General features: G+C 73.7%; 20 protein-coding genes. 8 read left to right on the top strand and 12 right to left on the bottom strand.

What is annotated here, in order from left to right; genetic code table 11:
- Nucleotides 1-278 precede the first annotated feature (278 nt).
- Nucleotides 279-1,520 carry a lactate racemase domain-containing protein gene (locus IEY73_RS21750; protein WP_189081120.1) on the top strand — a complete coding sequence of 414 codons (1,242 nt, stop codon included), beginning with the start codon at nucleotides 279-281 and terminating at the stop codon, nucleotides 1,518-1,520.
- A gap of 39 nt (nucleotides 1,521-1,559) precedes the next feature.
- Here the strand turns inward: IEY73_RS21750 and IEY73_RS21745 are convergent, their stop codons facing one another.
- Both IEY73_RS21745 and IEY73_RS21740 read right to left on the bottom strand, forming a co-directional pair.
- Entirely contained in the window at nucleotides 1,560-1,754 is a 195-nt protein-coding gene (locus IEY73_RS21745) for a ferredoxin (protein ID WP_189081119.1), read from the bottom strand.
- Nucleotides 1,751-2,968, bottom strand: coding sequence for a cytochrome P450 (locus IEY73_RS21740; RefSeq protein WP_189081118.1), 1,218 nt, complete (start codon nucleotides 2,966-2,968; stop codon nucleotides 1,751-1,753). Before IEY73_RS21740 ends, IEY73_RS21745 begins: the two co-directional genes overlap by 4 nt.
- A gap of 211 nt (nucleotides 2,969-3,179) precedes the next feature.
- On the opposite strand from IEY73_RS21740, the gene IEY73_RS21735 reads away from it, so the two are divergent.
- Nucleotides 3,180-4,601: a purine-cytosine permease family protein gene (locus tag IEY73_RS21735; RefSeq protein WP_189081117.1), complete on the top strand. Its 1,422-nt coding sequence runs from the start codon at nucleotides 3,180-3,182 to the stop codon at nucleotides 4,599-4,601.
- Between the two features lie 24 nt (nucleotides 4,602-4,625).
- Here the strand turns inward: IEY73_RS21735 and IEY73_RS21730 are convergent, their stop codons facing one another.
- Both IEY73_RS21730 and IEY73_RS21725 read right to left on the bottom strand, forming a co-directional pair.
- Complete coding sequence (locus IEY73_RS21730) at nucleotides 4,626-5,891, bottom strand: cytosine deaminase (RefSeq protein WP_189081116.1); 1,266 nt, start codon at nucleotides 5,889-5,891, stop codon at nucleotides 4,626-4,628.
- Nucleotides 5,888-7,084, bottom strand: coding sequence for a Rieske 2Fe-2S domain-containing protein (locus IEY73_RS21725; protein ID WP_229716029.1), 1,197 nt, complete (start codon nucleotides 7,082-7,084; stop codon nucleotides 5,888-5,890). The genes IEY73_RS21730 and IEY73_RS21725 overlap by 4 nt, the downstream gene beginning before the upstream one ends.
- Before the next feature lie 100 nt (nucleotides 7,085-7,184).
- Here IEY73_RS21725 and IEY73_RS21720 point away from each other — a divergent pair, with 100 nt between their 5' ends.
- A complete protein-coding gene (locus IEY73_RS21720) occupies nucleotides 7,185-7,352 on the top strand; it encodes a DUF1028 domain-containing protein (RefSeq protein ID WP_189081143.1) in 168 nt (55 codons plus the stop codon).
- Nucleotides 7,353-7,373: 21 nt separating this feature from the next.
- Here the strand turns inward: IEY73_RS21720 and IEY73_RS21715 are convergent, their stop codons facing one another.
- Together IEY73_RS21715 and IEY73_RS21710 are read right to left on the bottom strand one after the other, a co-directional pair.
- On the bottom strand, nucleotides 7,374-8,018 hold the full coding sequence (locus tag IEY73_RS21715) for a response regulator (RefSeq protein ID WP_189081114.1): 645 nt from the start codon (nucleotides 8,016-8,018) through the stop codon (nucleotides 7,374-7,376).
- Entirely contained in the window at nucleotides 8,006-9,244 is a 1,239-nt protein-coding gene (locus tag IEY73_RS21710; protein WP_189081113.1) for a sensor histidine kinase, read from the bottom strand. The genes IEY73_RS21715 and IEY73_RS21710 overlap by 13 nt, the downstream gene beginning before the upstream one ends.
- A 112-nt stretch (nucleotides 9,245-9,356) precedes the next feature.
- Between IEY73_RS21710 and IEY73_RS21705 the strand changes: the two genes are divergently transcribed.
- Genes IEY73_RS21705 through IEY73_RS21695 form a run of 3 tightly spaced genes read left to right on the top strand, consistent with a single transcriptional unit; the run spans nucleotide 9,357 to nucleotide 14,110 of the window.
- A complete protein-coding gene (locus IEY73_RS21705; RefSeq protein WP_373292837.1) occupies nucleotides 9,357-10,127 on the top strand; it encodes an ABC transporter ATP-binding protein in 771 nt (256 codons plus the stop codon).
- Nucleotides 10,124-12,517 (top strand): ABC transporter permease, encoded by a 2,394-nt coding sequence (locus IEY73_RS21700; protein WP_189081112.1) that lies wholly within the window; start codon nucleotides 10,124-10,126, stop codon nucleotides 12,515-12,517. The genes IEY73_RS21705 and IEY73_RS21700 overlap by 4 nt, the downstream gene beginning before the upstream one ends.
- 45 nt (nucleotides 12,518-12,562) lie before the next feature.
- Nucleotides 12,563-14,110, top strand: a complete 1,548-nt coding sequence (locus IEY73_RS21695) for a long-chain-fatty-acid--CoA ligase (RefSeq protein WP_189081111.1) — start codon at nucleotides 12,563-12,565, stop codon at nucleotides 14,108-14,110.
- A gap of 12 nt (nucleotides 14,111-14,122) precedes the next feature.
- Here IEY73_RS21695 and IEY73_RS21690 read toward each other — a convergent pair whose 3' ends face one another.
- The 4 genes from IEY73_RS21690 to IEY73_RS21675 all read right to left on the bottom strand — a co-directional run bounded on the left by IEY73_RS21690 (nucleotide 14,123) and on the right by IEY73_RS21675 (nucleotide 17,610).
- Nucleotides 14,123-15,031, bottom strand: coding sequence for an inositol monophosphatase family protein (locus IEY73_RS21690; RefSeq protein ID WP_189081110.1), 909 nt, complete (start codon nucleotides 15,029-15,031; stop codon nucleotides 14,123-14,125).
- An 89-nt stretch (nucleotides 15,032-15,120) separates the two neighbouring features.
- Entirely contained in the window at nucleotides 15,121-15,576 is a 456-nt protein-coding gene (locus IEY73_RS21685; protein WP_189081109.1) for a hypothetical protein, read from the bottom strand.
- Nucleotides 15,576-16,181 carry an RNA polymerase sigma factor gene (locus IEY73_RS21680; RefSeq protein WP_189081108.1) on the bottom strand — a complete coding sequence of 202 codons (606 nt, stop codon included), beginning with the start codon at nucleotides 16,179-16,181 and terminating at the stop codon, nucleotides 15,576-15,578. Before IEY73_RS21680 ends, IEY73_RS21685 begins: the two co-directional genes overlap by 1 nt.
- 82 nt (nucleotides 16,182-16,263) lie before the next feature.
- Nucleotides 16,264-17,610 carry a S8 family peptidase gene (locus tag IEY73_RS21675; protein WP_189081107.1) on the bottom strand — a complete coding sequence of 449 codons (1,347 nt, stop codon included), beginning with the start codon at nucleotides 17,608-17,610 and terminating at the stop codon, nucleotides 16,264-16,266.
- Nucleotides 17,611-17,730: 120 nt separating this feature from the next.
- On the opposite strand from IEY73_RS21675, the gene IEY73_RS21670 reads away from it, so the two are divergent.
- Nucleotides 17,731-20,295: a CHAT domain-containing protein gene (locus tag IEY73_RS21670; RefSeq protein WP_189081106.1), complete on the top strand. Its 2,565-nt coding sequence runs from the start codon at nucleotides 17,731-17,733 to the stop codon at nucleotides 20,293-20,295.
- 55 nt (nucleotides 20,296-20,350) lie between these two features.
- Entirely contained in the window at nucleotides 20,351-20,938 is a 588-nt protein-coding gene (locus tag IEY73_RS21665) for an adenylate/guanylate cyclase domain-containing protein (protein WP_189081105.1), read from the top strand.
- A 52-nt stretch (nucleotides 20,939-20,990) separates the two neighbouring features.
- Here the strand turns inward: IEY73_RS21665 and IEY73_RS21660 are convergent, their stop codons facing one another.
- On the bottom strand, nucleotides 20,991-22,478 hold the full coding sequence (locus IEY73_RS21660; RefSeq protein ID WP_189081104.1) for a M1 family metallopeptidase: 1,488 nt from the start codon (nucleotides 22,476-22,478) through the stop codon (nucleotides 20,991-20,993).
- Between the two features lie 105 nt (nucleotides 22,479-22,583).
- Nucleotides 22,584-25,355, bottom strand: a complete 2,772-nt coding sequence (locus tag IEY73_RS21655; protein ID WP_189081141.1) for a DEAD/DEAH box helicase — start codon at nucleotides 25,353-25,355, stop codon at nucleotides 22,584-22,586.
- Nucleotides 25,356-25,382 lie beyond the last annotated feature (27 nt).

Genomic DNA, 25,382 nt, shown 5'->3' with positions numbered 1-25,382 from the left:
GCGGAGCACAGGCCAGACCCGGGGCACAGGCCAGACCCGGAGCACAGGCCAGACGCAGGGCACAGGCCAGACGCGGAGCACAGGCCAGACCCGGGGCACAGGCCAGACCCGGAGCACAGGCCAGACGCAGGGCACAGGCCAGACGCGGAGCGGAGGCGACGGGCAGGGCGGGGCGGCGGGGCGAGGGCAGCAGGCGAGGGCAGCAGGCGAGGGCAGCAGGCGAGGGCAGCAGGCGAGGGCAGCAGGCGCGGGCGGGGCGGGCGTGTCAGGGTGGAGGGGTGAGCGACGCGGCGACCATCGGCGGCACGGGCCGGATTCTGCGCGATGACGAGGTGCGCGCGTTCGTCACCCGGCAGCTCGATCACGCCGCCCTGGACGGCAGGTCGGTGTGCGTGATCGTGCCCGACGGCACGCGCAGTTGTCCGCTGCCGATGCTGCTGGAAACCGTTACCGCCGCGCTGCGCGGACGCGCCACCGGGATCACCGTGCTGGTGGCGCTCGGCACGCACGCCGCGATGAGCGACGAACACCTGACCCGCCACCTCGGCGTACACGAGGGCGTGACGGTGCGCAACCACGAATGGTGGGATCCGGCGCGGCTCACCACCGTCGGCACCCTGTCCGCCGGGCGGGTCGCGGACCTGTCCGAGGGCCGGCTGCGCGAGTCCGTGGACGTGGTGGTCAACCGCGCCGTGGTCGAGCACGACGTGTGCCTGGTGGTCGGCCCGGTCTTCCCGCACGAGGTGGTGGGCTTCTCCGGCGGCACCAAGTATTTCGTGCCCGGCGTGGCCGGTCAGCAGATCATCGACTTCTCGCACTGGCTGGGGGCGCTGATCACCAGCGCGGACATCATCGGCACGCGCGGGATCACGCCGGTACGGGCGATGATCGACGACGCGGTGGCGCTGATACCCACCGAGAAGCTCGCGCTGTGCCTGGTGGTTGAGTCCGGCGGCACCGGCTTGCACGCCGCGTCCTTCGGCACGCCCGCGGACGCCTGGGCGGCGTGCGCCGACGTCTCCGCCGGTACGCACATCCGCTACCTGGACGCCCCGGTGCGCCGGGTGCTGTCGATCGTGCCGCGCAAGTACGACGACATGTGGACCGGCGCGAAGGGGTTCTACAAGGTCGAGCCGATCGTCGCCGACGGCGGCCAGGTCGTGGTGTACGCGCCGCACATCACCACGATCGCCGAGACGCACCCGGCCGTTGCGGACATCGGATACCACGTGCGGGACTACTTCGTGAAGCAGTGGGACCGGTTCCGCGACCATCACTGGGGCGACCTGGCGCACTCCACCCATCTGCGTGGCGCGGGCACGTGGGATCCGGAGACCGGCGAGCACGGCCGGGTCACCGTGACGCTGGCCACCGGCATCCCGGAGCACGTCGTGCGCGCGGTCGGTCTGGACTACCTCTCCCCCGCGGCGGTGGACGTGCAGGCGTACCGGGCGGACCCGCAGACCCTCGTCGTGCCGGATGCCGGGGAGGTGCTGTACCGGCTGCGCGAGCCGCGCTGACCGCCGGCGCGGACGGGCAGCGCTGACGCGGGCCGGGGCTCAGTCGTCGGCCCGGATCACCGCCGCCGGGCAGCGCTGCACCGCCTCGCGGACCGCGTCGTGCAGGACCGGCGGCGGGTTCTCGTCGCGCAACACCACCACCGCCTCCTCCGGGTCCTGGTCGAAGACCGCGGGCGCGGTCATCGCGCACATGCCGGACCCGATGCACAGGTCACGGTCCACCGAGACCTTCATCGCGGCGCCACCTCCTTCCACGCGACCGGCATGTCGACCGGGCCGCGCACCACACTGTCCTTCTTGAACTCGACCTCGTCCGCCGGGCAGGCCAACCGCAGCGTGGGCACCCGGGTCGCCAGGGCGCGCAGCGCCGAGGTCAGCTCCATGCGGGCGATCTGCTGGCCGACGCAGGCGTGCGCGCCGTGCCCGAAGCCCACGTGCGCGCCGGGTTTGCGGGTCACGTCCAGCACGTCGCCGTCGCGGTGCAGCGCGGGGTCGCGGTTGGCCGACTGCACCGCCGCCACCACGTAGTCGCCCGCCGCGATGTCCCGCCCGCACACCCGGGTGTCCTCGGTGGCCTGGCGCATCAGCCCGACGCCCACGCCGAGGTAGCGGACGAGTTCCTCGGCCGCCGACGGCGCGAGGCCCGGGTCGGCGCACAGCCGCGCCCACTCCCGCGGGTGGCACAGCAGCGCCAGCAGGCCGTGGGTGAGCATGGACGCGGTGGTGTCGAAGCCGGCCACCAGCAGGGCGCCGTTCATCCGCACCAGTTCGAGGTCGGTCAGCGGACGGTCGCTGTCCGCCGAGTGCCGGATCATGCGGCTCATCACGTCGTCGCCCGGCGCGGCGCGGCGGGTGGTCACCAGGCCGTAGAGGTACGCCCAGAGCGGCTGCAGGGCGGTGTCCAGCTCCTCGGCCGTGGTGGCCGGGTCGAACAGCGCCTTGGCCGCGTCGTGCAGCAGAAAGCGCTGGTCCGGCGGCACCCCGATGAGTTCGGCGATCACCGCCGTGGTGATCCACCGGGAGAACGGCTTGTGCAGCATGAGCGGCTGCGCGGTGCCGTCCAGACGGTCGACCGCCTGTCCGACGATGTCCTCCACCAGCGGGCGCAGCTCGGCCAGCCGGCGGGCGTGGGACAGTTGCGGGGCGAAGTTGCGCCGGATCCGCACGTGTTCCGGCCCGTCCAGGCGGGAGAACTCGCCGTTCACCGGCGATTCGGGATCGAACGACGTCAGAATGTGCGCCACCTGGCCGGGCCGGGAGGTGAAGCGGCGTCCGTCGCCGAGCACGTCACGGACCCCTTCGTACGTGCTCACCAGCCATGCCTCGATGCCGGTGGGGCAGGACACCTTGACCACCGGGTCGCCGGTGCGCAGCGCGGCGTACTCCGGTGGCGGGTCGAAGGGGAACTCGTCCTCACGGGGCATCGGCAGGTCGGGAAGCGTGGTCATCCGGAGACCTCCAGTCACTCACCTTGAGTCACCGGGACAACGCTGCCCGCCTATCGGATAGCGGTCAACCACCGCGCCAATTGGCGACAATCGATACCGTCCGCAACATCACGGCAACGTGACCGGAATGCGCCCGGAGCACGACGGGCGTCTACTTCGCGCAGGAACGGCCGCAGCCGTGCCGCGGGCATCGTCGCGAAAGGTGTGCCCCATGACAGCTACGGACGCTCCGGCCGAGGTCTCGGCCGAGGTACGCGAAGGCACCTACGGCGCCCGGGTGGCCGCCGTGGAGCCGGGCGGCGCCGGGTTCATCCCGTTGGCCGAGCGGCACGGGCGGCCGCTCGGCCTCTTCTGGACCTGGATGTCGCCCAACCTCGAGTTCGCGACGGTCTTCGTCGGCGTGATCTCGGTGCTGTACTTCCAGCAGACCTTCGCTCAGGCGGTCGCCGCCATCGTGCTCGGCACCGCGCTCGGCTCGGCCACCCACGGCATCCTGTCCGCCCGCGGCCCGGCCATGGGCGTACCGCAGATGATCCTGTCCCGGATCGGTTTCGGCTACCGCGGCAATATCCTTCCGGCCGGCCTGAACGCGGTCGTCGCGGGCGTCGGCTGGTTTGCGGTGAACAGCGTCAGCGGCGCCCTCGCCCTGGCCACCCTCACCGGCCTGACCGATTGGCTGTGCCTGATCGTGGTGGTGCTGCTGCAGGTCGCCGTGGCGTTCTTCGGCCACAACCTGGTGCACGCCTTCGAACGCTTCGCGTTCCCGGTGCTCGCCGTGATCTTCGGCATCACCTCGATCATCACCCTCAGCAAGGCCGCGCCGTCCACGGTCGCCGACGGGACCGGCGGCGTCGGCGGGTTCCTGCTCACCGTGGGCGCCGCCTTCGGGTACGCGGCCGGGTGGAACCCGTACGCCACCGACTACACCCGCTACCTCGACCCCGACACCAGCCGCCGGGCCACCGGGCTCGGGGCCGGCCTGGGGGTCTTCGTCTCCTGCGCGTTCCTGGAGATCGTCGGCGCCGCGTCGGCCACCATCGCCGCGCCCGGCATCGACAACCCCACCGCGGCCTTCACCAGCCATCTGCCCACCGTGATCGCGGATCTGACGCTGCTGGCCATCGCGCTGGGCGCCATCTCCGCCAACGCGCTGAACATCTACTCCGGATCGATGTCGTTCCTGGCGCTGGGCATCAGCCTGCCGCTCAGCCTGCGCCGGGCCATCGTGGCCGGGGTCTTCGGGGTGCTCGGCTTCCTGCTGGCGTTGTCCGGCCTGTCCGACGCCGGGCACAAATACGAGAGCTTCCTGCTCGTCATCGCCTACTGGATCGGCCCGTGGCTGGCCGTCTATCTCACCGACTGGTATCTGCGGCGCGGCAAGCGGGTGGACGGCTTCCTCTACGACCGGGGACACAACCCGTGGGCGGGCGCGGTGGCCATGGCGACCGGCATCATCGTGTCCGTTTGGCTCTTCTCCAACCAGGAGCAGTACGTGGGTCCGGTGCCGACCGCGGTGCCCGGTCTCGGGGACGTCACCTTCGAGGCCGGCTTCGTGATAGCCGCGCTGCTGTACGCCGTGCTGTTCCGGTTCCAGCGCGACCGCGACGTGCAGGAGGTGGCCGTGGTCCGCTGAGCGAGCGGGCGGACCGCCGGCGGGCTACCGGAAGTCCACATCCATAGGCTCGCCGTGCCAGGTCACGACGCTGCGGGCGGGCTCGGTGGCGGCAACCACCATGCCCGCCCGCAGCACCAGCAACCGGGGCGCCTGCAGGCGCAGGGCCTCGGCCTCGGACCTGGCGTCGAACACGACCAGATCGGCGGGTGAACCGACGTCAAGCCCATAGCCGGCCACGCCGAGGGCGGCGGCGGGCGCGGCGGTGATCATGTCGATGAGGGTGCGCAGGTGCGCGTCGCCGCTCATGTGGCCCAGATGGGCGAGCACGAACGCGGCCTGCACCGGATCGCCGTGGCCCAGCGGGTACCACGGGTCCATGACCGAGTCGTGCCCGATCGCGACGTTCACGCCGGCGTCCAGCAACTCCCGCACGCGGGTGTGCCCACGGCGTACCGGACCGGCGTCGAACCTTCCCTGCAGCACCGCGTTGTCCAGCGGGTTGGTGACCATGTGCAGGCCCGCGCGGGCGATGTTGGCGATCAGGCGGGACGCGTACGCCGCGTTGTAGGAGTGCATGGCCGTGGTGTGGCTGGCCGTCACCCGGCCGGACATGCCCCGGCGGATCGTCTCGGCGGCCATCGTCTCGACGAAGCGGGAATGCTCGTCGTCGGTCTCGTCGCAGTGGATGTCCACCCGCAGCCCGTGCTCCTGCGCCAGGGCCATGGCGAAGCGCACCGACTCCACGCCGTCCTCGCGGGTCAGCTCGTAGTGCGGGATCGCACCGACCGCGTCGACGCCCAGTTCGACCGCCTTGCGCATCAGGTCCGCGCCGCCGTCGAAGGACAGGATGCCCTGCTGCGGGAAGGCCACCAGTTGCAGGTCGATCATGCCGCGGACCTCGTCGCGCACCTCGATCAGCGCGCGCAGCGCCCGCAGGTCCGGGTCGCACACGTCGACGTGGCTGCGCACGTGCTGCACGCCGCAGGCCAGTTGCCAGCGCAGCACGGTCAGCGCCCGGTGCCGCACGTCCGCCTCGGTCAGCGTGGCCACGCGTTGCGCCCAGATGGCGATGCCCTCGAACAGCGACCCGGACACGTTGTGCCGCGGCTGCCCCGCGGTCAGCACCGCGTCCAGGTGCAGGTGCGGTTCCACCAGCGGCGGCGTCACCAACCGGCCGTCCAGGTCGCGAGTCTGCCGCGCCGGTCCGGGCGCCACGATGCGGCCGTCGTGCACGCCGATGTCGCGGCGCCGGCCGGCGTCCCGGCCCGGCTCCCGCACCAGCGCGTCACGCAGCAGCAGGTCGATCATGAGCGGGCCTCCGCCAGGAACGCGGTCAGCGCACGCCGCAGCGCCACGCCCAGCCGGTCCGCGCGGACGTGCAACTCGTCCCGCGGCCTCAGCGGCAGCCCCGGCAACCGCATCGCCCGCTGCAGCCGCAGATCCTCGGCCAGCACCGCTTCCTCGAAGGCCACCTCCCGGGCCACCACGTCCGGGGCCGGGTCGCGCACCCCGCCGATGCCGTGCAGCAGCATCTTCGTGTAGATCCGGGTGCTGTCGCGGTGTTCCGGCTGGGCGAAGAACAGGATCGTCTTGACCGCGCCCGCGTCCAGTTCCGCCAGGCGCAGCATGAGCTGGAACGGCGCCCGGTGCACGTACGTGGCGCGGCGGCGCTGGCGCAGCGGGCGCCGCCCGGCCGTCACCGCCGGGTCCTGCGGGTTGTCGAACCATTGTTCCTGCACGCTGCGGCAGCCCAGCGGCTCGGCCGTCACCGGGTACGGCTCGACGAGCTTCGCCTCGGCCGCGCCGAACGTTCCCGCGTGCACGAACGGGAAGTGCGCCACGTCCAGGAAGTTGTCCGCCACCACGCCCGCGCTGGCCGGGGTGCGCACCGGCGGGAGCCAGGCGCCGGTGTACGCCGCGTCGTCGCCGTCCGGGTCGTCGAACAGATCGGTCACCGGTTCCCGCGGCGCGATCCACACCAGCCCCCACCGGTGCCGCACGCCGTACGGCCGGGGCGTCACCCCGCCGACGGCCACCCGGTAGGTCTCGCCGAGCAGCGTGACCTCGCAGGGCACCTCGCTGGTCAGGGCGACCGGATGCCAGGCCCGGCGCAGCGCGGGCTCGGCGTTGGTGAGCAGGTCGCCGGGGTCGCTCGGGAGGCCCGCCACGTCGGCGGCGCTGACGAACACGGTGCCGCCGGCCACCCGCACCCGCGGACCGGCCGGCAGGCTGGCGCGTGGTGGCGGGGCGCCCGTCTGTGAGGGCACCGCGACGCAGGCGCCGGAGCCGTCGAACTCCCAGCCGTGGTAGGCGCAGCGCAGCCGGCCGCCGTCGGCGACGGCCGCGGACAACGGCACCAGCCGGTGCGGGCAGCGGTCGGCGAACACCACCGGCGGCCCGCCGGGCACCGGCCGCAGCACCACCAGCGGCACGCCGGCCGCCTGCACCGCGACCGGCGCGGCGCCGACCGCGGCATCCTGGGCGACGGGCAACCACTCCACTTGTGCAGTCTGCACCTCACACGTTACGAACAGGGCCGCGCGATCTGCAGATGGTGCGCGTGGCCCGTCCGGTGCGCGGTCCCGCACGCCGCTACCGGCCCTGCTCGGCACCGGCGTGCCGGCCACCGCAGTGGTCGCCGCTCTGCTTGCGGCGGACACCGGCCCGATCGACCAGCGGCAGGTCGGGGTGGTCGGGGCGGACGGCGACGGCGCGACGTTCACCGGCGGGGACTGCCACGACTGGGCGGGCGGCGCTGAGCTGCCCTGACACGGGCCGTCCGCCCGGCACTCAGGCCTCGCGCAAATACGCCAGCACCGCCCGCACCCGCCGGTGGTCGTCGCCGTCCGGCGGCAGGTCCAGTTTCGCCAGCACGTTGCCGATGTGCTTGGCGACTGCCGCCTCGGTGACCACCAGGGTGCGGGCGATGGCCGTGTTGGAGCGGCCCTCGGCCATCAGCGCCAGCACCTCGTGCTCGCGCGGGGTCAGCCGGCGCAGCGGGTCGCGGCGCAGGCTGAGCAACTGGCGGATCACCTCCGGGTCGACCACGGTGTGCCCGGCCGCCACCCGCTCCAGCGCGTCCACGAAATCCGTCACCTCACCGACCCGGTCCTTCAGCAGGTAGCCGACCCCCGCCGTGGGCGTCGCCTCCAGCAGCTCCACCGCGTACGTGTGCTGCACGTACTGGCTGAGCACCAGCACCGGGAGCCGGGGATCGGCGGCGCGCAGCTCGATCGCCGCGCGCAGGCCCTCGTCGGCGTAGCCGGGTGGCATCCGCACGTCGGTGACCACGGCGTCGGGCCGGTGCCGGGCGACCGCCGCGTGCAGTCCCGGGGCGTCGCCCACCGCCGCGGCCACCTGGTGCCCGAAGTGGCGCAGCATCGCGGCGATGCCTTCGCGCACGATCACGCCGTCCTCGGCGATCACGACTCGCACGGGATCTCCACATGCACCAGGGTGGGCCCGCCGTGCGGACTGGACAGCGCCAGCGTGCCGCCCACCACCGCCACCCGGTCGGCGAGCCCGATCAGTCCGCTCCCCCGGCCGGGATCGGCGCCGCCGCGACCGTCGTCACGCACGTCCAGCACGAGCCTCCCCTCGGCTTCGTACGCGGACACCGCTGCCCGGGCCGCGCCGCTGTGCCGGGCCACGTTGGCCAGCGCCTCGACGACCACGAAGTAGGCGGTGACCTCCACCGGGGCGGGCAACCGGCGAGGCAGCCGGACGTGCCGTGTCACGGGGACCGCGGAGGTGGCGGCGACATCGTCCACCGCGGCGGCGAGCCCCCGATCGGTCAGCACCTTGGGGTGCACGCCGCGGATCAGCTCACGCAGCTCGGTCAGCGCCTGACGGGCCAGGTCCTGGGCGGCGGCCACGTGGGGGGCCGCAGGTGCACCAGCGGGAACGGTGAGCCGGGCCAGGCCCAGATGCATGCTGAGCGCGACCAGGCGTTGCTGCGCGCCGTCGTGCAGGTCACGTTCGATCCGCCGGCGTTCCACCTCGAACGCGTCCGCCAGCCGTGCCCGGGACCGGGTCACCTCGACCAGCCGGGCGTCGGCGTCCGCAGCGCGCGGGGCGAGGATCGCCCGGGTCATCGCCGCGCGGGCTCCGGCCCAGGCCGTTGCCGGATAGGCCATGAGGACCGCGAACGGGGGGCCGCCGAACGCCATCAGCACGGTATGTCCCAACGGCTCGTCGCGGATGTACAGCGGCGCGCCGGTCACCGCCAGCGGCAGCAGCACGGCGGCGATCACCACCGCCGCGTCCATCCACCAGAAGAGCAAGGCGGACAACGTCGCGTAGCCGAGTTCCCGCCAGGTGACCTGCTCCCGCAGCCGGGTGGTCAGCCACCCGAGCAGACCCGGCCGCGCGGGACGGCGGTGCGGGTCGGGCAGCACGTCGGCGTCGACCAGGCGCATCCGGGCGCGCTCCACCCGGGCGACCAGGACACCGGACAGCACCGTGGCCAGCAGCAGCACCACTCCGACGACGACAAGCGTCAGCGCCAGACCGGCGACCAGCAGCGCGCCGGCCACGAGCATCGTCCCCGAGCCGAGCAGGGCCCCGCCGGCCAGATAGGCCACCGACCGCCACGGCCACGCGGAGCACAGGAGGCTGGTCGGCCGCAGGGACAGCGCTTCCAGGGCGTTGCGGGGTGCCATGACCCATGGACGGTACCGCCGGGCACCCGAGAAGCGCGGTAGTGCGGGCTCTACCTTGCGGACTCCATCGCGCACCCGTGTTCTGGTCCCGCTTGTCCGATGGGGTGGGCCCATGACGATGACCAAGAACGGCTTCGCGGTGGAACTGCGCGCCGCCACCCGAACGTACAGCGTCGGGCGCCGGGCGGTGACCGCGCTGGCCGGGGTGGATCTCACGGCGGCGGCGGCCGAGTTCGTCGCGGTGATGGGACCGTCCGGCTCCGGCAAGTCCACCCTGCTGCACTGCGCGGCCGGCCTGGACCGGCTCACCTCCGGCGAGGTGGTGATCGACGGGGTGCGCCTGGCCGGGCTCTCCCAGCGGCGGCTGACCGTGCTGCGCCGGGACCGGGTCGGGTTCGTGTTCCAGGCGTTCAACCTGCTGCCGGCGCTGACCGCGGCGCAGAACGTCGCACTGCCCCGGCTGCTGGCCCGCCGCCGTGTGGTGCCCGCCGAGGTCACCGCGGCGCTGGACGAGGTCGGGCTGGCGGACCGGGCCGGGCACCGGCCCGCCGAGCTGTCCGGCGGCGAGCAGCAGCGGGTGGCGATCGCGCGGGCGCTGTTCACCAGGCCCGCGGTGCTGTTCGCCGACGAGCCGACCGGCGCCTTGGACGCGGCTTCCGGCCGGGAGGTGCTCGCCCTGTTGCGGGCCGCCGTGAACCGGCGCGCGCGGACCGTGGTCATGGTGACCCATGATCCGTTCGCCGCGGCGCACGCCGACCGGGTGGTGTGGCTGGGCGACGGCCGGATCGTGGACGCGCTCAGCGGACCGGCCGGGACGCGAGAGATCGCGATGCGCACGGCGGCGCTGGAGGAGACCAGTTCGCTCGGCGAGGCTCGGCGATGAGACTCGCCTGGCAGACCGTGCGGCACCGGCGGGCCGCGTTCGCCGGGACCTTCGTCGCGATCGCCGCCGGGGTCGCCCTGGTCAGCGGCGCCGGATCGCTGGCGGCCAGTTCCCGCCCCCAGGCGCCGGACCGGTACGACGCGAGCACCGTCGCGGTGCACAGCCCGTCGGTGGGCCAGGACGAGTACGGGAACCCGGAGTACCGATCGTGGACCACGCCCGAGGCGGTCCGGATCGCCTCGGGCCTGCGCGCCGTGCCGGGCGTCCGGGCTGCCGTCGCGGACCCGGTGTTCTATGTGCAACGCATCGCCGCCGGGCGGCCGGCCGGTGACGCCGAGGCGTCCTTGCGCGACGGACACTCCTGGCCGGCGGCGGCGCTCGGCGGCTACCGGCTCACCGCGGGCCGGCCGCCGGTCCGCCGCGGCGAAGTGGTCGCCGGCGACCCGGCATGCCAGGGCGCGGAACCGTGCCACGGCGGCGCCTCCCCGGGCGACCTTGTGGTTCCGGGTGAGACGGTGCGGGTGCTCACCGCCGACGGACCGCAGACGTGGACGGTGACCGGCACGGCGGACGGCCCCGGCTGGTACGTTCCCGCCGACGACGCCCTGCGCCGGTCCTCCGGGGTGCGGGTGATCGGCCTGCTCGTCGACGGCGACCCCGCCGCGGTGGCGCAGTCGGTCCGCCGCGTGGTGGGTGACCGTGGCACGGTGCTCGCCGGCTCGGATCGCGGTGCGCTGGAACCGGACGCGGTGAGCCGGGTCCGCTGGCTGGGCGCGCAGCTTCTCATCGCGATGGTGTCGCTGAGCGTATTCGTGACGGTGTTCGTGGTCGCGGCCACCTGCGGGCTCGGCGCCGCGCAGCGACGGCGGGAGACCGGCCTGCTGCGCGCTGTCGGCGCCACACCCGGTCAGGTGCGCCGCACCATGGTGGCGGAGACCCTGGTGGTGGGCGCGGCGGCGGGCCTCACCGGTGTGCCGGCCGGTGCGCTGGCCGCGCCCCTGCTGGCCGGGCCACTGGTCCGCGCCGGGCTGGAGCCGGCCGGCTTCACGGTCACCGCGCAGCCGGTGGCCTGGGCCGCCGCGTACATCCTGGGGGTCGTGGTCGCGCTGGCCGGTGCGGTCGTGGCGGCGTGGCGGTCCAGCCGCGTCCCGCCGCTGGAGGCGCTGCGGGAAACGGCCGCGGAACGCCGCGCCATGACTCCGGCACGGTGGCTGGCCGGGGTGCTGGGCGCCGTCGGCGGGACGGTCCTGCTGGCGCTGCTGCCCCGGGTGCCGCTGACCCAGCGGACGACGGCCGGCACCGGCGCGGCGATGCTGCTGATCGGCGCCGCCGCGCTCCTCGCGCCGGTGCTGATCGGCCCGTTGGTGCGGGCGGTGACGTGGCCGGTGCGCCGGTCCGCGACGGCGCTGCTGGTGCGTGAGGGCACCCGGACCGCCGCCCGCCGCACCGCCGCCACGGCCGCCCCGGCTCTGCTCGCGGTGGCGTTCACGGTGCTGCTCACCGGCATGGTGGCCACCATCGAGGGGGTCGAGGGCACCGACCGGGCCGCGGACATTCCCGCCGCCCTCGTGCTCGCGCCGGACGGCGCGCCCGGCCTTGCTGCGGCAGCGGTGCGTGGTCAGCCCGGCCGCTCCGCCCTGCCCACCCGGGTGCTGGTCGGGCACGGCGGCGCCACCGAGGGTCTGGACGCTGCCGGGGTGGACGGGCCGGACCGCGGGGCGGTGCTGACGCCGGCCACGGCCGCCCGGCTCGGCCTGCGCCGCGGCGACGACGTGCGGCTGTGGTGGGCGGACGGCACCGCCGCGAGGGTGCCGGTACGCGCGGTGACCCGGGACGCCCCGGCCGGACTTTGCCTGCCCCGCGCCCTGGTCCGCGAGCACGACCCGGTGGCTCTGACGCCGGTGGTGCTGCTGGACGGCGCCCCGGTTCCGGCCACCGGCGCGCGGACGATGTCCGCTCGCGCGTACGTGCAGATCGACATCGACGCGGAGGGCCGCCTGGTGCGGCTGTTCCTGTGGGTGTTGCTCGGGCTGACCGCCGGGTACGCCGTGCTGGCCGTGGCCAACACGATGGCTATGTCCACCGCGGGCCGGCGGGCGGAGTTCCGCACGCTTCGCCTGGCCGGCGCCGCCGCCGGCCAGGCGAAACTGGTCGCCGTGGCGGAGGCGCTGCTGGCCGTGGTCGCCGGGACGCTCCTCGGGGCGGTGGTAGCCGCGGTCGCGCTCACGGGGGTGCGCGACGCGGTGGCCGCCGAGCTGCAGCGCGCCGTTCCCCTGGTGGTGCCGTGGGGCGCCGCGAGTCTGGTGGCGCTGGTGTGTGCGGTGGCCGCAACGCTCGCAAGCGTCACGCCGCGGCTGGTGCGCGCCGAGACGGCGGGTTCCGGCAGGTGAGCTGGCATGCTGGAATGAGACGCAGAACACACCCGAGGGAGAAGCATGCTCAACCTGTCGATCCTGCTCGAGGACAGCGCCCGCAACTACCCGGCCCGCGACGCGGTCGTGCTCGGCGCGCAACGGATGACCTACGCGCAGGTCGACGCGGCCGCCAACCAGGTGGCGAACCTCCTGGTCGCGCGGGGCGTCCAGCCCGGCGACAAGGTGGCCCTGTCCTGCCCCAACCTGCCCTGGTTCCCGATCGCCTACTACGGCATCCTCAAGACCGGCGCGGTCGTCGTCCCGCTGAACGTGCTGCTCAAGGGCCGCGAGGTGGCCTACCACCTGAACGACTCGCAGGCCCGCGCCTATCTCTGCTTCGAGGGCACGCCGGAGCTGCCGATGGGCGCCGAGGGCAAGAAGGGGTTCGACCAGGCCGAGCGCTGCGAGCAGTTCTTCCTGATCACCGCGGACCCGGCGGCGCCCGCGCCGATCGAGGGCGCCGAGACGCTGGGCCGGGCGCTGGCCGGGCAGCCGGGCACCTTCGCGACCCGCTCGGGAGCCGAGACCGACCCGGCGGTCATCCTCTACACCTCCGGCACCACCGGCCAGGCCAAGGGCGCCGAACTGTCCCACGCCAACCTGGTGCTCAACGCGCTGACCTGCAACCGCTTGTTCCGCACCGAGCCGGGGGTGGACACGCATCTGCTGGTGCTGCCGTTGTTCCACTCGTTCGGTTCGACGGTGAACATGAACGCCGGGTTCGCCACCGCGTCGACGCTGGTGCTGCAGCCGCGGTTCGACCCGGCCGGCGCGGTGAAGCTGCTGGAGCAGGAGAACGTGACCTTCTTCGCCGGGGTGCCCACCATGTATTGGGGCCTGCTCAACGCCCTCACCGACGACGTGGACGTGGCACGCATCGCGCGCACGCTGCGGATGGCGGTGTCCGGCGGGTCGAGCCTGCCGGTGGAGATCATCCGGCAGGTCCGCGAGCGGCTGGGCGTGACCATCCTGGAGGGGTACGGGCTGTCCGAGACCTCGCCGGTGGCCACCTTCTCGGCTCCCGACGCCGAGCCGCGCCCCGGCTCGGTGGGCATCCCGATCTGGGGCATCCAGGCCAAGCTCATCGACGAGCAGGGCGACGACGTGGAGAACCCCGACGAGATCGGGGAGATCGCGATCCGTGGGCACAACATCATGCGCGGCTACTACAACCGCCCGGAGGCCACCGCCGAGGTGATGACCGACGGCTGGTTCCGCACCGGGGACCTGGGACGCCGGGACAAGGACGGTTGGTACTACATCGTCGACCGCGCCAAGGACATGATCATCCGGGGCGGATTCAACGTGTACCCGCGCGAGATCGAGGAGGTGCTGATGACGCACGAGGCGGTCTCGCTGGCCGCGGTCGTCGGCGTCGCGCATCCGCAGCACGGCGAGGAGGTGGCGGCGTACGTGATCCGCACCCCGGAGGCCACCGTCACCGAGCAGGAGCTGGTGGCGTGGTGCCGCGAGCAGATGGCGGCGTACAAGTACCCGCGGACGGTGACCTTCGTGGACAGCCTGCCGATGACCGCCACCGGTAAGGTCCTCAAGCGCGACCTGACCTGAGCGCCGGCGGGGCTAGTGGGTGCCGGCCGCGCGGGGCGGGGCGAGAACGTCCAGGGCCGCGTCGTGCAGGCCGGCGCTCGCCGAGTACAGCGACGGTCCCGCAGCGGGCTCCGGCCGGCCGGTCAGCCCGCTGTACCGTCCGCCCGCCTCGGTGACGATCAGCGAGATCGCCGCGAAGTCCCACACCTGGCCGTTCGCCTGCACCGCCAGGTCCAGATCTCCGCGGGCGACCATCAGCGCCGGGTGGAACGGCCATGGACGGTCGGCCACCACCCGTTGCAGCGGCGCCGCCACGGTGGTGCCCACGGAGATCACCCCGAGGCGGCTGGCGGCCACGTCCGTGGTCGCCGGGGCCACCATGATGCGCCGCGCACCGTCGCCGGCGGGCGACCCGGCCACACCGTCGCCGGCGGGCGACCCGGCCGCACCGTCGCCGGCGGGCGACCCGGCCGCACCGTCGCCGGCAGCACCGTCGCTGGCAGCACCGTCGCCGTCCCGCGCCTCGAAGGCGCCCCGGCCGCGCGCGGCCCACCAGACGCGGCCCTGCGCCGGGATGGCCGCCACGCCGGTGGTGATCACGCCGTTCTCCTCCAGGGCGATCAGCACCAGCCACCGGTCGTCGCCCTCGACGAACAGGGCCGTCCCGTCGATCGGATCGATGATCCAGCGGCGTCCGTTCCCCCCGGGCCGCTGCGCCCCCGCCTGTTCGCCGCCTTCCTCACCGAGGATCGCGTCGCCGGGGCGGTCCCCGGCGATCACCTCGCGGACGGCGGCCTCCACCGCCCGGTCCGCCGCGGTGACCACACTGCCGTCCGCCTTGGTCTCGCGGGCCAGTCCGGCCAGCGCGGCGAAGTGCCGCAGGCCCACCGCGGCGCCGGCCGCCGCGGCACGCCGGGCGAGCTGAAGATCGTCGGTCGTCATGTCCCCATGGTGCCCGGCGGGTGTGCCGCCGCGTTGACATCGCGGCGAACACCACACGGACGCGCCCCGCCGGACACGCCCCGCCGGTGTCAGGCGGCGATCCATTCGGTGGCCAGCCGGCGGCCGTCCACCACGCACTCGATCCGGATCGGCCCGTCGCGTTGCGGCAGGGCGAAACATCCCACGTCGTCGGCCGACGTCTCGGCCACCGGGCCGGTCGCGTCCAGCAGCCGCACCGTGCCCGGCCCGGGCGGGATGAGCTGCCCCTCGATACCCTCGTCGCTCAGCTCGACCTCCACTCGCAGGTCGCCCAGCCCGAACACCAGGCTGCGGGGCGCGCCGGACACCGGGCCGCGCACCGCGGCCAGGCCGTCCAGGCGGGAGTCGTAGAGCAGAGCGGCGAGGTCCCGGTCCAGAGCAGCGCCGTGAAAGGCGAACACCGCCCGCCCGGCGTCGATGACCTGCTGCTCGTGGGGTCCCGGCCGCGCGGCGTCGCCGATGTCGCGCAGGAGCTCGTCGTCGTCGCTCCAGTTACGCCAAGGCATCACGGACACCTTCCCATCTGTTCGGACCGATCCGCCTCCAGATATGCCCGAATCGCGTCCGTGTCACGCAACTTGTCGAGCACACGACTGCGGGTCGGCCCGATGCTGCCGATCGGCATGCCGAGGATCCGGCTGATCTCCGCGTACGCGTACGGTGGGTCGGCGCTGAGCATCAGCAGCAGCTCGCGATGCTGCGGGGCGAGGGAGCTCAACGCGTCGAGCAGCACCTGCCGGCGTTCCGCGGCGAGCAGCACATCGTCCACGCTCGACGCGTCGTCGGTCTGGTCCGCGCCCAGGGTGAGCGGGTCGACCGCCACGCTGCGCCCGTTGACCCGCAGGTAGCGCTCGCACTCGTGCCGGGTGGTGGTGGCCAGCCACCCGGGCAGCGCGTGCGGGTCCCGCAGCCGGCCCAGGTGCTCCACCAGGCGCAACCAGACGAGTTGGCTGACGTCCTGAGTGTCGGTCGGCGAGAGCCGGTAGTGGCGTATCACGAACGCCACCAGGCCGGAGAACCGCCGCACCAGCTCGTTCCATGCCTCTTCGCCGTGGTCGATGCTCGCCTTGATCAGCGTCGGCAGATCCCAGTCGGCCGTCTCTGTGGACATTGTGTCTCCACTCTGCCGGTAATGAGCCGGGCGGCCGTGGAGAGACCGCCCGGGCACGCACAATCGGGACACCGGCATGGCGTCAGTCCAGACCGCGCAGGACCCGCATCGCCTTGCCGAATCCCTCGATCGGCTTGCCGAACTCGTCGAGCCGGTCGACCGCCGCGCGAGGTTCCCGGTCCTCTTCGTAGCAGATGCGCGCGACCGCCCCGGCGATCTGCGGCGCCGCGAAGGACGTTCCGCTCCACATCGCCCAGGCGTCCGGGCCGAACACGTCCGGCACCGGGTCGAACACCGGCGACTCGACCCCGGTGACGAACAGCGAGCGGATCCCCTCGCCCACCGTCGAGAAGCGAACGTCCGGGCCGTAGGACGACCACGCCGACGGCGTCAGGTACGCGGTCAGGCCGGCGACCGCCTCGACACCGGGCAGGGCGGCCGGCCAGACCGGGGCCCGGTCGCCGTTGTTACCAGCCGCGGCGATGATCACCGTGGCGCCGGCCGACTCGCGCTGCACCGCGGCGATCGCCTCGGCGGTGGCCGGCGGTGGCTGGTCGTCGGCGGTGCGGCCACCCAGCGACAGGTTGATGATCTGCGCGCCGTCGTCGTGCGCCCGCAGGATGGCCTCGGCGATGTCGTGGTCGGTGGCGAAGCCGTCGCTGTCGGCCGCGCGGTACATCCGTATGTCCGCGTGCGGCGCCACCCGCTGGATGACGCCGGCCACGAAGGTGCCGTGCCCGGCCTGGTAGTCCAGCAGTCCGTCCGGCCCGGCCGGCAACTGGTCCAGCGGGTCGATGTTGTCGTCCTCGCGCGGCACGCCGGTCAGCCACTCGTCGCCGCGCAGGTCCTGGGTGATGCCGGTGTCGATGACGCCGACCCGGACCGTGCGCAGCGCCGGTCCCAGGCCGGCGGTCAGCTCCGCCATGGTGCCCGGCGCCGGCGCGGGCTCGGGGCCGCCGACCCCCTTGGACACCGCGGCCATCGCGGCCATGTAGTTGGGCCATGCGGTGACCCGGGCCGCGGCGACCGCGTCGATGGTCCGGTCCACCTCGGACGGGCCCACCTCACGCTGGCGCAGGCGCAGATGCGCGCCCGGCTTGGCAGCGCCCGCCGGCGGCGGCTGGAACGCCCCGAGCAGGTGCTGGACCATCGGCGCGTCCGCCGCGGGCAGCACCATCTCACCGCGGGCGACCATGCACAGGGAACCGTCGCGCCGGCCGCGCGCCTCGATCTGGGAGCGGCCCGAGTTCGCGCACCGGCGTCCGATCAGGATGCCCAGCAGCCGGTCGTCGGTGGTGGCGCCGCCCTGCCCCAGTTGGCCGAGCTGCTGCTGCAGGACGGTGCGCAGCCGCGCCGTGTCGTCGGGACCGTAGGATTCGGGATAGTCGCCCTCGAAAGCGTATCCCAGCCAGTCTTTCTCGAACTTCATCTCGCTCCTGTCCCTGCTCTCTCTCGATGCGTGCCCAGCGCGGAAGTGGGTCTCTTGGCCGACCTAGAAGAGACGCCCGTCGACCTCGTGATACATGCCCGGCGTGTTTTTGAGGGCGCGGTGTCGGATCCCCAGCGGTTCGGGCCGGTCGCGGCCGATCTGGTGCGGCTGGCCCGCCGCGCGGGACCCCCGGAGGCACTCGCGGTGGCGCTGCGCGCGGTCGCCTGGGCGCAGCGTGCCCAGTTCAACGCCGCCGAGGCCAAGCGGCTGCTGGACGAGGCCGCCGCGGTCGCCCGGCGGCACCGACTGTCCGCCACCCTGGCCGAGGTGCTGATGACACGGTCCTCGGTGAAGCAGGAACTCGGCAACATCACCGGGGCGCGGCGTGACCTGGATCTCGCCTCTCCCCTGGTGTCCGGGCCGCGCGGGGTGGAGCTGATCTTCCAGCGTGCGGTGCTGGACCAGAACGTCGGACTGCTCGCTCCGGCCGCCGACGCGTACCGGGTGGTGCTGGCCGCGCCCACCACCGGCCGGTTCCTGGTGGCCGCGGGCAACAACCTGGCGTTGATCGAGGCGCAGCACGGCCGGTACGCGGACGCCCTGCGCCTGCTCGACCAGGCCGGCCGGATCGCGCCGCGGGTCGGGCCGTCACAGGTGGCCACGGTGTTGCAGAGCCGCGCCTGGGTGACCGTGCACGCCGGACGGCTCACCGAGGGGTTGCGGCTGTTCGAGCAGGCCACCCAGGCGCACGAGGCGGCCGGGCTGCCGCTGGGCGAGCTGTATGTGGAGTACGCCGACGCGCTGATGGACCTGCGCCTGATCCCGGAGGCCGCGTCGGCCGCCCGGTCCGCCGCCGACGAATTCCGGATCAGCGGGGTGCCGCTGATGGGTGCCGAGGCGCAGTTGCGGGTGGCTCAGCTCGCGCTGCTCTCCGGTGATGCCGGCGACGCGGAGACGGCCGCGGGCGCCGCGGCCCAGACGTTCCGCCGGCAACGTCGACCCACCTGGACCGCGCGCGCGACGCTGGTGCGCGCCGAGGCGCGCCTGCGGGCCGGTGCCGCCACCGCGGACGATCTGCGCCAGGCCCGCCGGGTGTGCCGCCGTCTGGAGGCGCAGCGCACCTGGTCGTACGCGGTGGACGCGTACAGCATCACCGGCCGGATCGCGGCGCTGCTGGGCCGCGAGCGGGACGCGGTGTCCGCGTTGCGGCACGCCGCCGACCTGGCGCGCCGCCTTCCGGTGCTGGTGCGGATGCGGGGCAGCGTGGCCGCCGCGATGGCCGCGTCGCTGACCGCCGACGACGGCGCGGTGCTCGCGCACTGCCGCCGCGGGCTGAACGACCTGAGCCGGCACCGGACCGCGCTGCCGTCGGTCGAGCTGCGGGCGCTCGCGTCCGGGCACGGCGCCGAACTGGGCCAGCTCGCGCTGGGCGTGGTGGTGCGCAACGGGTCCGCGATGCAGGCGCTGTCCTGGATGGAACGGACCCGCGCAGCGGCGCTGCTGGCCGTCGAACCGCCCGGCGGCGTGGACCCGGAGGACCTGGAGAAGCTGCGCGGCATCCACGCCGAGCTGGAGACGGTGGCCTCCGCGGAGCGGGTGGTCGGCACCCCGGACCCGGTGAGCGCACGGCTGAAATCCCTGGAGGACCGGATCCGCCGGTCGAGCTGGCGGCGGCGCAGCCCGGACCGCGCAGTCGACACCACCCTGCGTCCGGCGCAACTGCGGGACCGGCTCGGCTCCCGGGTACTGGTCGAGTACGCCGTGCTGGGCGGCACCCTGATCGCGGTGGTGGTGGAGCGCCGCCGCAGCCGCCTGGTGACGCTGGGCCCGGCGTCGGCGGTGCTGGACCGGATGCGCACCCTGTTCTTCGCGCTGCGCCGGATGACCCAATCACTGCCGGAGTCGTCGCTGGCCGCGGCCCGGCTGTCGGCGGACTCGCGGCTGGCCGCGTTGCGCGGGCTGCTGTTCGATCCGCTCGGCTTGCCCGGCGGCGCGGAGCTGGTGGTGGTCCCGGTCGGGCACCTGCACGGGATCCCGTGGTCGGCGCTGTGGGACGCGCCGGTGTCGCTGGCGCCGTCGGCCGGGATGTGGGCGCGCACCCGCGCGGCGGCCGGGAGCCGCCCCGGCGGCGGCCCGGTGGTGCTGGTGGAGGGCCCGAATCTGCCCGGCGCCTCGGACGAGGTGCGCCGGCTTCGCGGTCTCTACCCGGACGCCGCGGCGCTGGTGCCGCCGCACAGCACGGCCGCGGAGGTGCTGCGCCGCCTGGACGGCGCCGACCTGGTCCACCTGGCCTGTCACGGATGGCTGCGCGCGGACAATCCGCTGTTCTCCTCGCTGGTGCTCAGCGACGGGCCGCTGACCGTGCAGGAGTTGCAGACCAGCGGCGCCGCGCCGCACCGCCTGGTGCTGGCGTCCTGCCAGTCCGGGGCGGATGTGGCGTACGCCGGCAACGAGGTGGTCGGGTTCATCAGCTCGCTGCTGGCCCGGGGCACCGCGGGCGTGGTGGCCAGCGTCGCGGCGGTGCCGGACGTGGCCGCGGTGGACCTCATGCACGCGCTGCACGAGCAGCTCTCCCAGGGACGTACGCTCGCGCACGGCCTGCACGCCGCCCGGGAGCGCATCGATCGCACGTCCCCGGCGGCGTACGTGAACTGGTGCACGTTCAGTGCCTACGGCGCCGCCTGAGAGTGAACGCGCAAGTGTGACGTATCACCCGGGCGTCGCGATGCTCTGAATCCTCGTGGACGCTGCATCGTCAGACCGCCGCACCGCCGCACCGGACCGCTCCTGCGGGCAACGGCGCCGGGCCGCGGTGCTCTTCGCCGACCTGTCCGGCTTCACGCAGCTCGTCGAGGCCGTCGAGCCGGAGATCGTCTATCAGGTCGTCCGCCCGCTCATGGACGACCTGGTGGCCGTCGTGCAGCGGCACGGCGGCCGGATCCAGCAGGTGCTCGGCGACGGCTTCATGTGCGTGTTCGGGCTGGACGAGACGCTCGGCGACGAGCCCGGCCGGGCGATCCGGGCGGGCCTGGACCTGGTGGCCGCGGGCGGCACCGAGGTGGTGCGCCCGTCCGTGCACGTCGGGCTGGAGTTCGGCGAGGTGTTCGTCACGCCGTCGTGGCCACCGGCCGGTTTCGGGGTGTGGGGCCGCGCGGTGAACGTGGCCGCCCGGCTGTGCGACCTGGCCGGGCCGGGTGAGGTGCATATCGGCCCGGCGGCGTACGCCGCGGGCGGCGCCCCGCCCGGCCCGGTGCGCACCGAGCCCACCGCGCTCAAGGGCGTCGGCGTCCCGGTGATCAGCCACCTGGTCATGGCGCGGGCCGCGTGAGCCCGCACCGGACGGCGCCGGTGCGGGCCGCGAGTGCGGCGCGGGGTGGACCTCAGTTCTCCCGCACCAACTGATGGACACCGTCGATGGCCGCCCACGACCGCGGCGCAACGCCGGGTGCCGCCGCGGACCGGGCGGCGGCGGCCAGGGCCGGCTTGGCCGGGGTGTACAGCCATGTCTGGAAGAAGTCGTCGAGCGATCGGCCGGAGATGTTCTCGGCGAGTGCGATGAACCGGGCGGTGGTGGCGTCGTCGTACCGGTGCCGTTTCACCCAGGTGCGCAACAGCGTGAAGAAGTCGTCGTCGCCGATCAGCTTGCGGAGCCGGTGCAGCGTCATCGCGCCCCGGTCGTAGACGGCGCCGTTGAACAGGCGCGGCGCGCCCGGATCACCCGGCGGCACGGTCCAGAACTGCGCGGGCTCGGCGGCGTACAGATAGTCGAAGATCTCGTCCGTGGTGCCCTCGCCCTGCTTCTCCGACCACAGCCACTCGGCGTAGCTGGAGAAGCCCTCGTTGAGCCAGATGTCGCGCCACTGCCCGACCGAGACGGCGTCGCCGAACCACTGGTGCGCGTTCTCGTGCACGATCACGTACGGGTTGGCGCCGGCCCGGAAGAACGCCGCCGAATAGTTGGGGCGGGTCTGGTTCTCCAGGGCGAACCCGAGGGTGTCCGGCGGGGCGACCACGCCGCCCTGGGCCTCGAACGGCCACGGCCCGAACACGCTGCTCTCCCACGCGACGATCTCGGCGGTGCGTTCCACGCTGGCCCGCGCGGCGGCGTCGTACGCCGGGGGCAGGCTGGTGGAGTACGCGTTGATCACCGGGATGCCGTCCGGGGTCACGTCGCGGGTGATGTCGTACTGCCCGATCGCCAGCGACGCCAGGTAGGTCGCCTGGGGCTGGGCGGAGCGCCAGTACCACCGGGTCCAGCCCAGCAGCTCCTGCGTCGGGTTGCGCGGCTGCACGCCGTTGCTGATCACCTCGACGCCGTCGGGCACCGCCACCGAGACGTCGAAGGTGGCCTTGTCACTGGGGTGGTCGTTGCTCGGGAACCACCACCACGCCTCTTCCGGTTCGCCCACCGCGAGCGCGCCGTCGGGCGTCCTGATCCAGGCCGTGTATCCGGCCGCGACCTTCGTGGACGGCACCCCGGAGTATTGCACCACGATCGTCATCGCCTGCCCCTCGGACAGCGTGCGCGACGGGGTGACCACCAGTTCGTGGTCGCCCTGACGGGCGAAGCCGGCCGGCCGGTTGTTCACCAGCACGGACTCGGTGTCCAGGATGAAGTCGAGGTCGAAGGAGCTCAGGTCGCTTGTCGCGGTGGCCAGGATCGTGGTGGTGCCGGTCAGCCGGTCCTCGCCCGGGTAGTAGCGCAGCCGGATGTCGTAGTGGGAGACGTCGTAGCCTCCGTTGCCGTAATCCGGGAAGTATCTGTCACCGAGCCCGGCACCGCCGGGTGCGGGCGCCGCGGCGGCGGGGGCCGCCGTCCCGGCCAGGGCCAGCGCGGTGACGCCGGCGGCCACCAGTAGTCGTCGCACGATCGAGCGTTCCTTCCGTCGGCGGACCGGGTCGCGGTCCGACGTGGACGAGTCGGCTCAATCTATCGAAAACAGTGGATCCGCGGCCGGATTTTCCCGGGCCGGTCACAACCCGGTCTGATAGGCGAGGACACCGCGGTTGACCGCACCGATCGCCTTGCGTGCCGCCTGCCGGGTGCCCTCCGACGCCGCCGCGGCCTCGGCGATCTGGCTCAACAGGTCCAGCACCTGCCGGGCCCACCGCACGAAATCCCCGGCCGGCATGTCCGCGTCGTAGTTGTTCCCGCTGGCCAGCACCCGGGCGAGCGGTTCGCCGCGCGCCCAGCGGTACATCGGCCAGACGAAGCCCGGGTCGGGCTCGCGGGTCAGCGCCAGAGCGTGCGCCGCCTCGTCCGCGGCGATCTCGCTCCACAGCTTGGCGCACGACTCCACCGCGGTCGCGGTGGCACCGCGCGGCACGGAGGCCCGCTCGTCGCCCTCGCGCCGCGACTCGTAGAGCACCATGGACACCGCCGCGGCCAGTTCCTCCGGGGCCAGACCGTCCCAGACCCCACGGCGCAGGCACTCGGCGACCAGCAGGTCCGCCTCGGTCCAGATGCGCGCCAGCACCCGGCCGTCGGCCGTCACCTCGCCCTGCGGGGTGAGGTAGCCGCGGTCGGTCAGCACGGCGCACACCTGGTCGAAGGTGCGCGCCAGTGATCCGGTGCGGCCGGCCACCTTGGCCCGCAACGCGTCGGTGTCGCGTTGCAGCCGGTGCTTGCGCTCCGCCCACCGGGCGTGCTCCTCCCGGTCCGGGCACCGGTGGCACGGATGCTGCCGCAGCTCCACCTTGAGCAGCGCCACCTCGGGGTCCTCGCCCGGCGCACCGCGGTTACGCTGCCGCCGGCCGGCGCCGTGCCGGTCATGCCCGGTGGCGCTGACCTGCGCGGCGAGATCGCGGCGCGCGCCCGGCGAGCGCGGGTTGAAGTTGCGTGGCACGCGGATGCGGTCGAGCACGTCGACCGGGCCGGTGAAGTCCGCCGGTCCGAGCCGGCCGGCCCACCGGTCCTGGGTGAGCACCAGCGGCCGGGGCTCATGGAATCCGCCGCCCGGCGGCTCGACCACCACGGCCAGCCCGGCACGGCGGCCCTGCGGCACCCGGATCACGTCGCCGATGCGCAGCCGTTCCAACGAGGACACCGCGTCCGCGCGCCGCTGCGACACGCCCTGCCGGGCGAGGGCACGTTCCCGGTCCGCGATGGCCACCCGCAGCGCGAAGTACTCGTCGAAGTCGCCGTGGTGACAGGCCGCGTCGTCGCCGTAGGTCTGCATGGTGTCCACGTTGCGCTGCACCTGCCGGGCCAGGCCGACCACCGAGCGGTCCGCCTGGAACTGCGCGAACGACGACTCCAGCAGGTCGCGGGCCTGCTGGGTGCCCACCGTGCCAACCAGGTTCACCGCCATGTTGTAGGACGGCCGGAACGAGGAGCGCAGCGGATAGGTGCGGGTGGACGCCAGCCCGGCGACGTGCCGGGGGTCCACCTCCGGGCTCCAGAGCACCACGGCGTGCCCCTCCACGTCGATGCCGCGGCGGCCGGCCCGCCCGGTGAGCTGGGTGTACTCCCCCGGGGTCAGATCGACGTGCGCCTCGCCGTTGAACTTCACCAGCCGTTCCAGCACCACGCACCGGGCGGGCATGTTGATGCCCAGGGACAGCGTCTCGGTGGCGAACACGGCCTTGACCAGGCCGCGCACGAAGCACTCCTCCACCGCTTCCTTGAAGGCGGGCAGCATCCCGGCGTGATGCGCCGCCACGCCGCGTTCCAGGCCGTCCAGCCACTCCCAGTAGCCCAGCACGGACAGATCCTCGCCGGGAATGCCGGCCACCCGCGCCTGCGCGATGCGGCGGATCTCGGCGCGTTCGTCCGCCGACGTCAGCCGCAGGCCGGCGGCCAGGCACTGCGCGACGGCGGCGTCGCAGCCGGCCCGGCTGAAGATGAACAGGATGGCGGGCAGCAGGTCGGCGCGTTCCAGCCGCTCCACCACCTCGGCGCGCGGCGGCGGCTGCCAGCGGCGCGGCCGGCCACCGCGGCGGTGCCACCCCGGACCGGCCACCCGGTCGGTCAGTTCCAGCCGGCGCAGCATCTCGCGGGTGTAGCGCAGCAGCTCCGGATGCACGTCATGTTTGCGCGCCGCGGCGGCGTCGTGGAACAGGTCGAACATCCGCCGCCCGACCAGCATGTGCTGCCACAGCGGCACCGGCCGGTGCTCGCTGACCACCACCTCGGTCTCCCCGGCGCGGACCGTCACCAGCCAGTCGGCGAACTCCTCGTAGTTGCTCACCGTGGCGGACAGCGACACCAGCGTCACGGATGCCGGGAGGTGGATGATCACCTCTTCCCAGACCGCGCCGCGGAACCGGTCGGCGAGGTAGTGCACCTCGTCCATCACCACGTAGGCCAGCCCGGCCAGGCTGGCCGAACCGGTGTAGAGCATGTTGCGCAGCACCTCGGTGGTCATCACCACCACCGGGGCGTCCCCGTTGATCGCGTTGTCCCCGGTCAGCAGCCCGACCTGCGCCGGACCGTATCGTTCCACCAGGTCGTGGTACTTCTGGTTGGACAGCGCCTTGATCGGGGTGGTGTAGAAGCATTTCTGCCGGGCGTCGGGCGAGCGCAGCGCGAGGTGCACGGCGAACTCGCCGACCACCGTCTTGCCGGCGCCGGTCGGCGCGCAGACCAGCACACCGCTGCCGCGCTCCAGCGCCTCACATGCCTGCCGCTGGAAGTCGTCGAGGTCGAACCCGACGTCGGGCAGGAAGTCCTCAAGGGCGGGGAAGCCGGCCGCCCGGGCCGCCCGCCGCCGTGACGCCGCGTACCGCTCGGCGGGGCTCGTCATGTCGGCCGCGCTGGTCATGCGCGGCGG

It is taken from the genome of Mangrovihabitans endophyticus, assembly GCF_014646155.1.
GTDB lineage: Bacteria > Actinomycetota > Actinomycetes > Mycobacteriales > Micromonosporaceae > Actinoplanes > Actinoplanes endophyticus.
The sequence above is the reverse complement of the archived record's forward strand: the minus strand, read 5'-3'. Positions and strand labels throughout refer to the sequence as shown.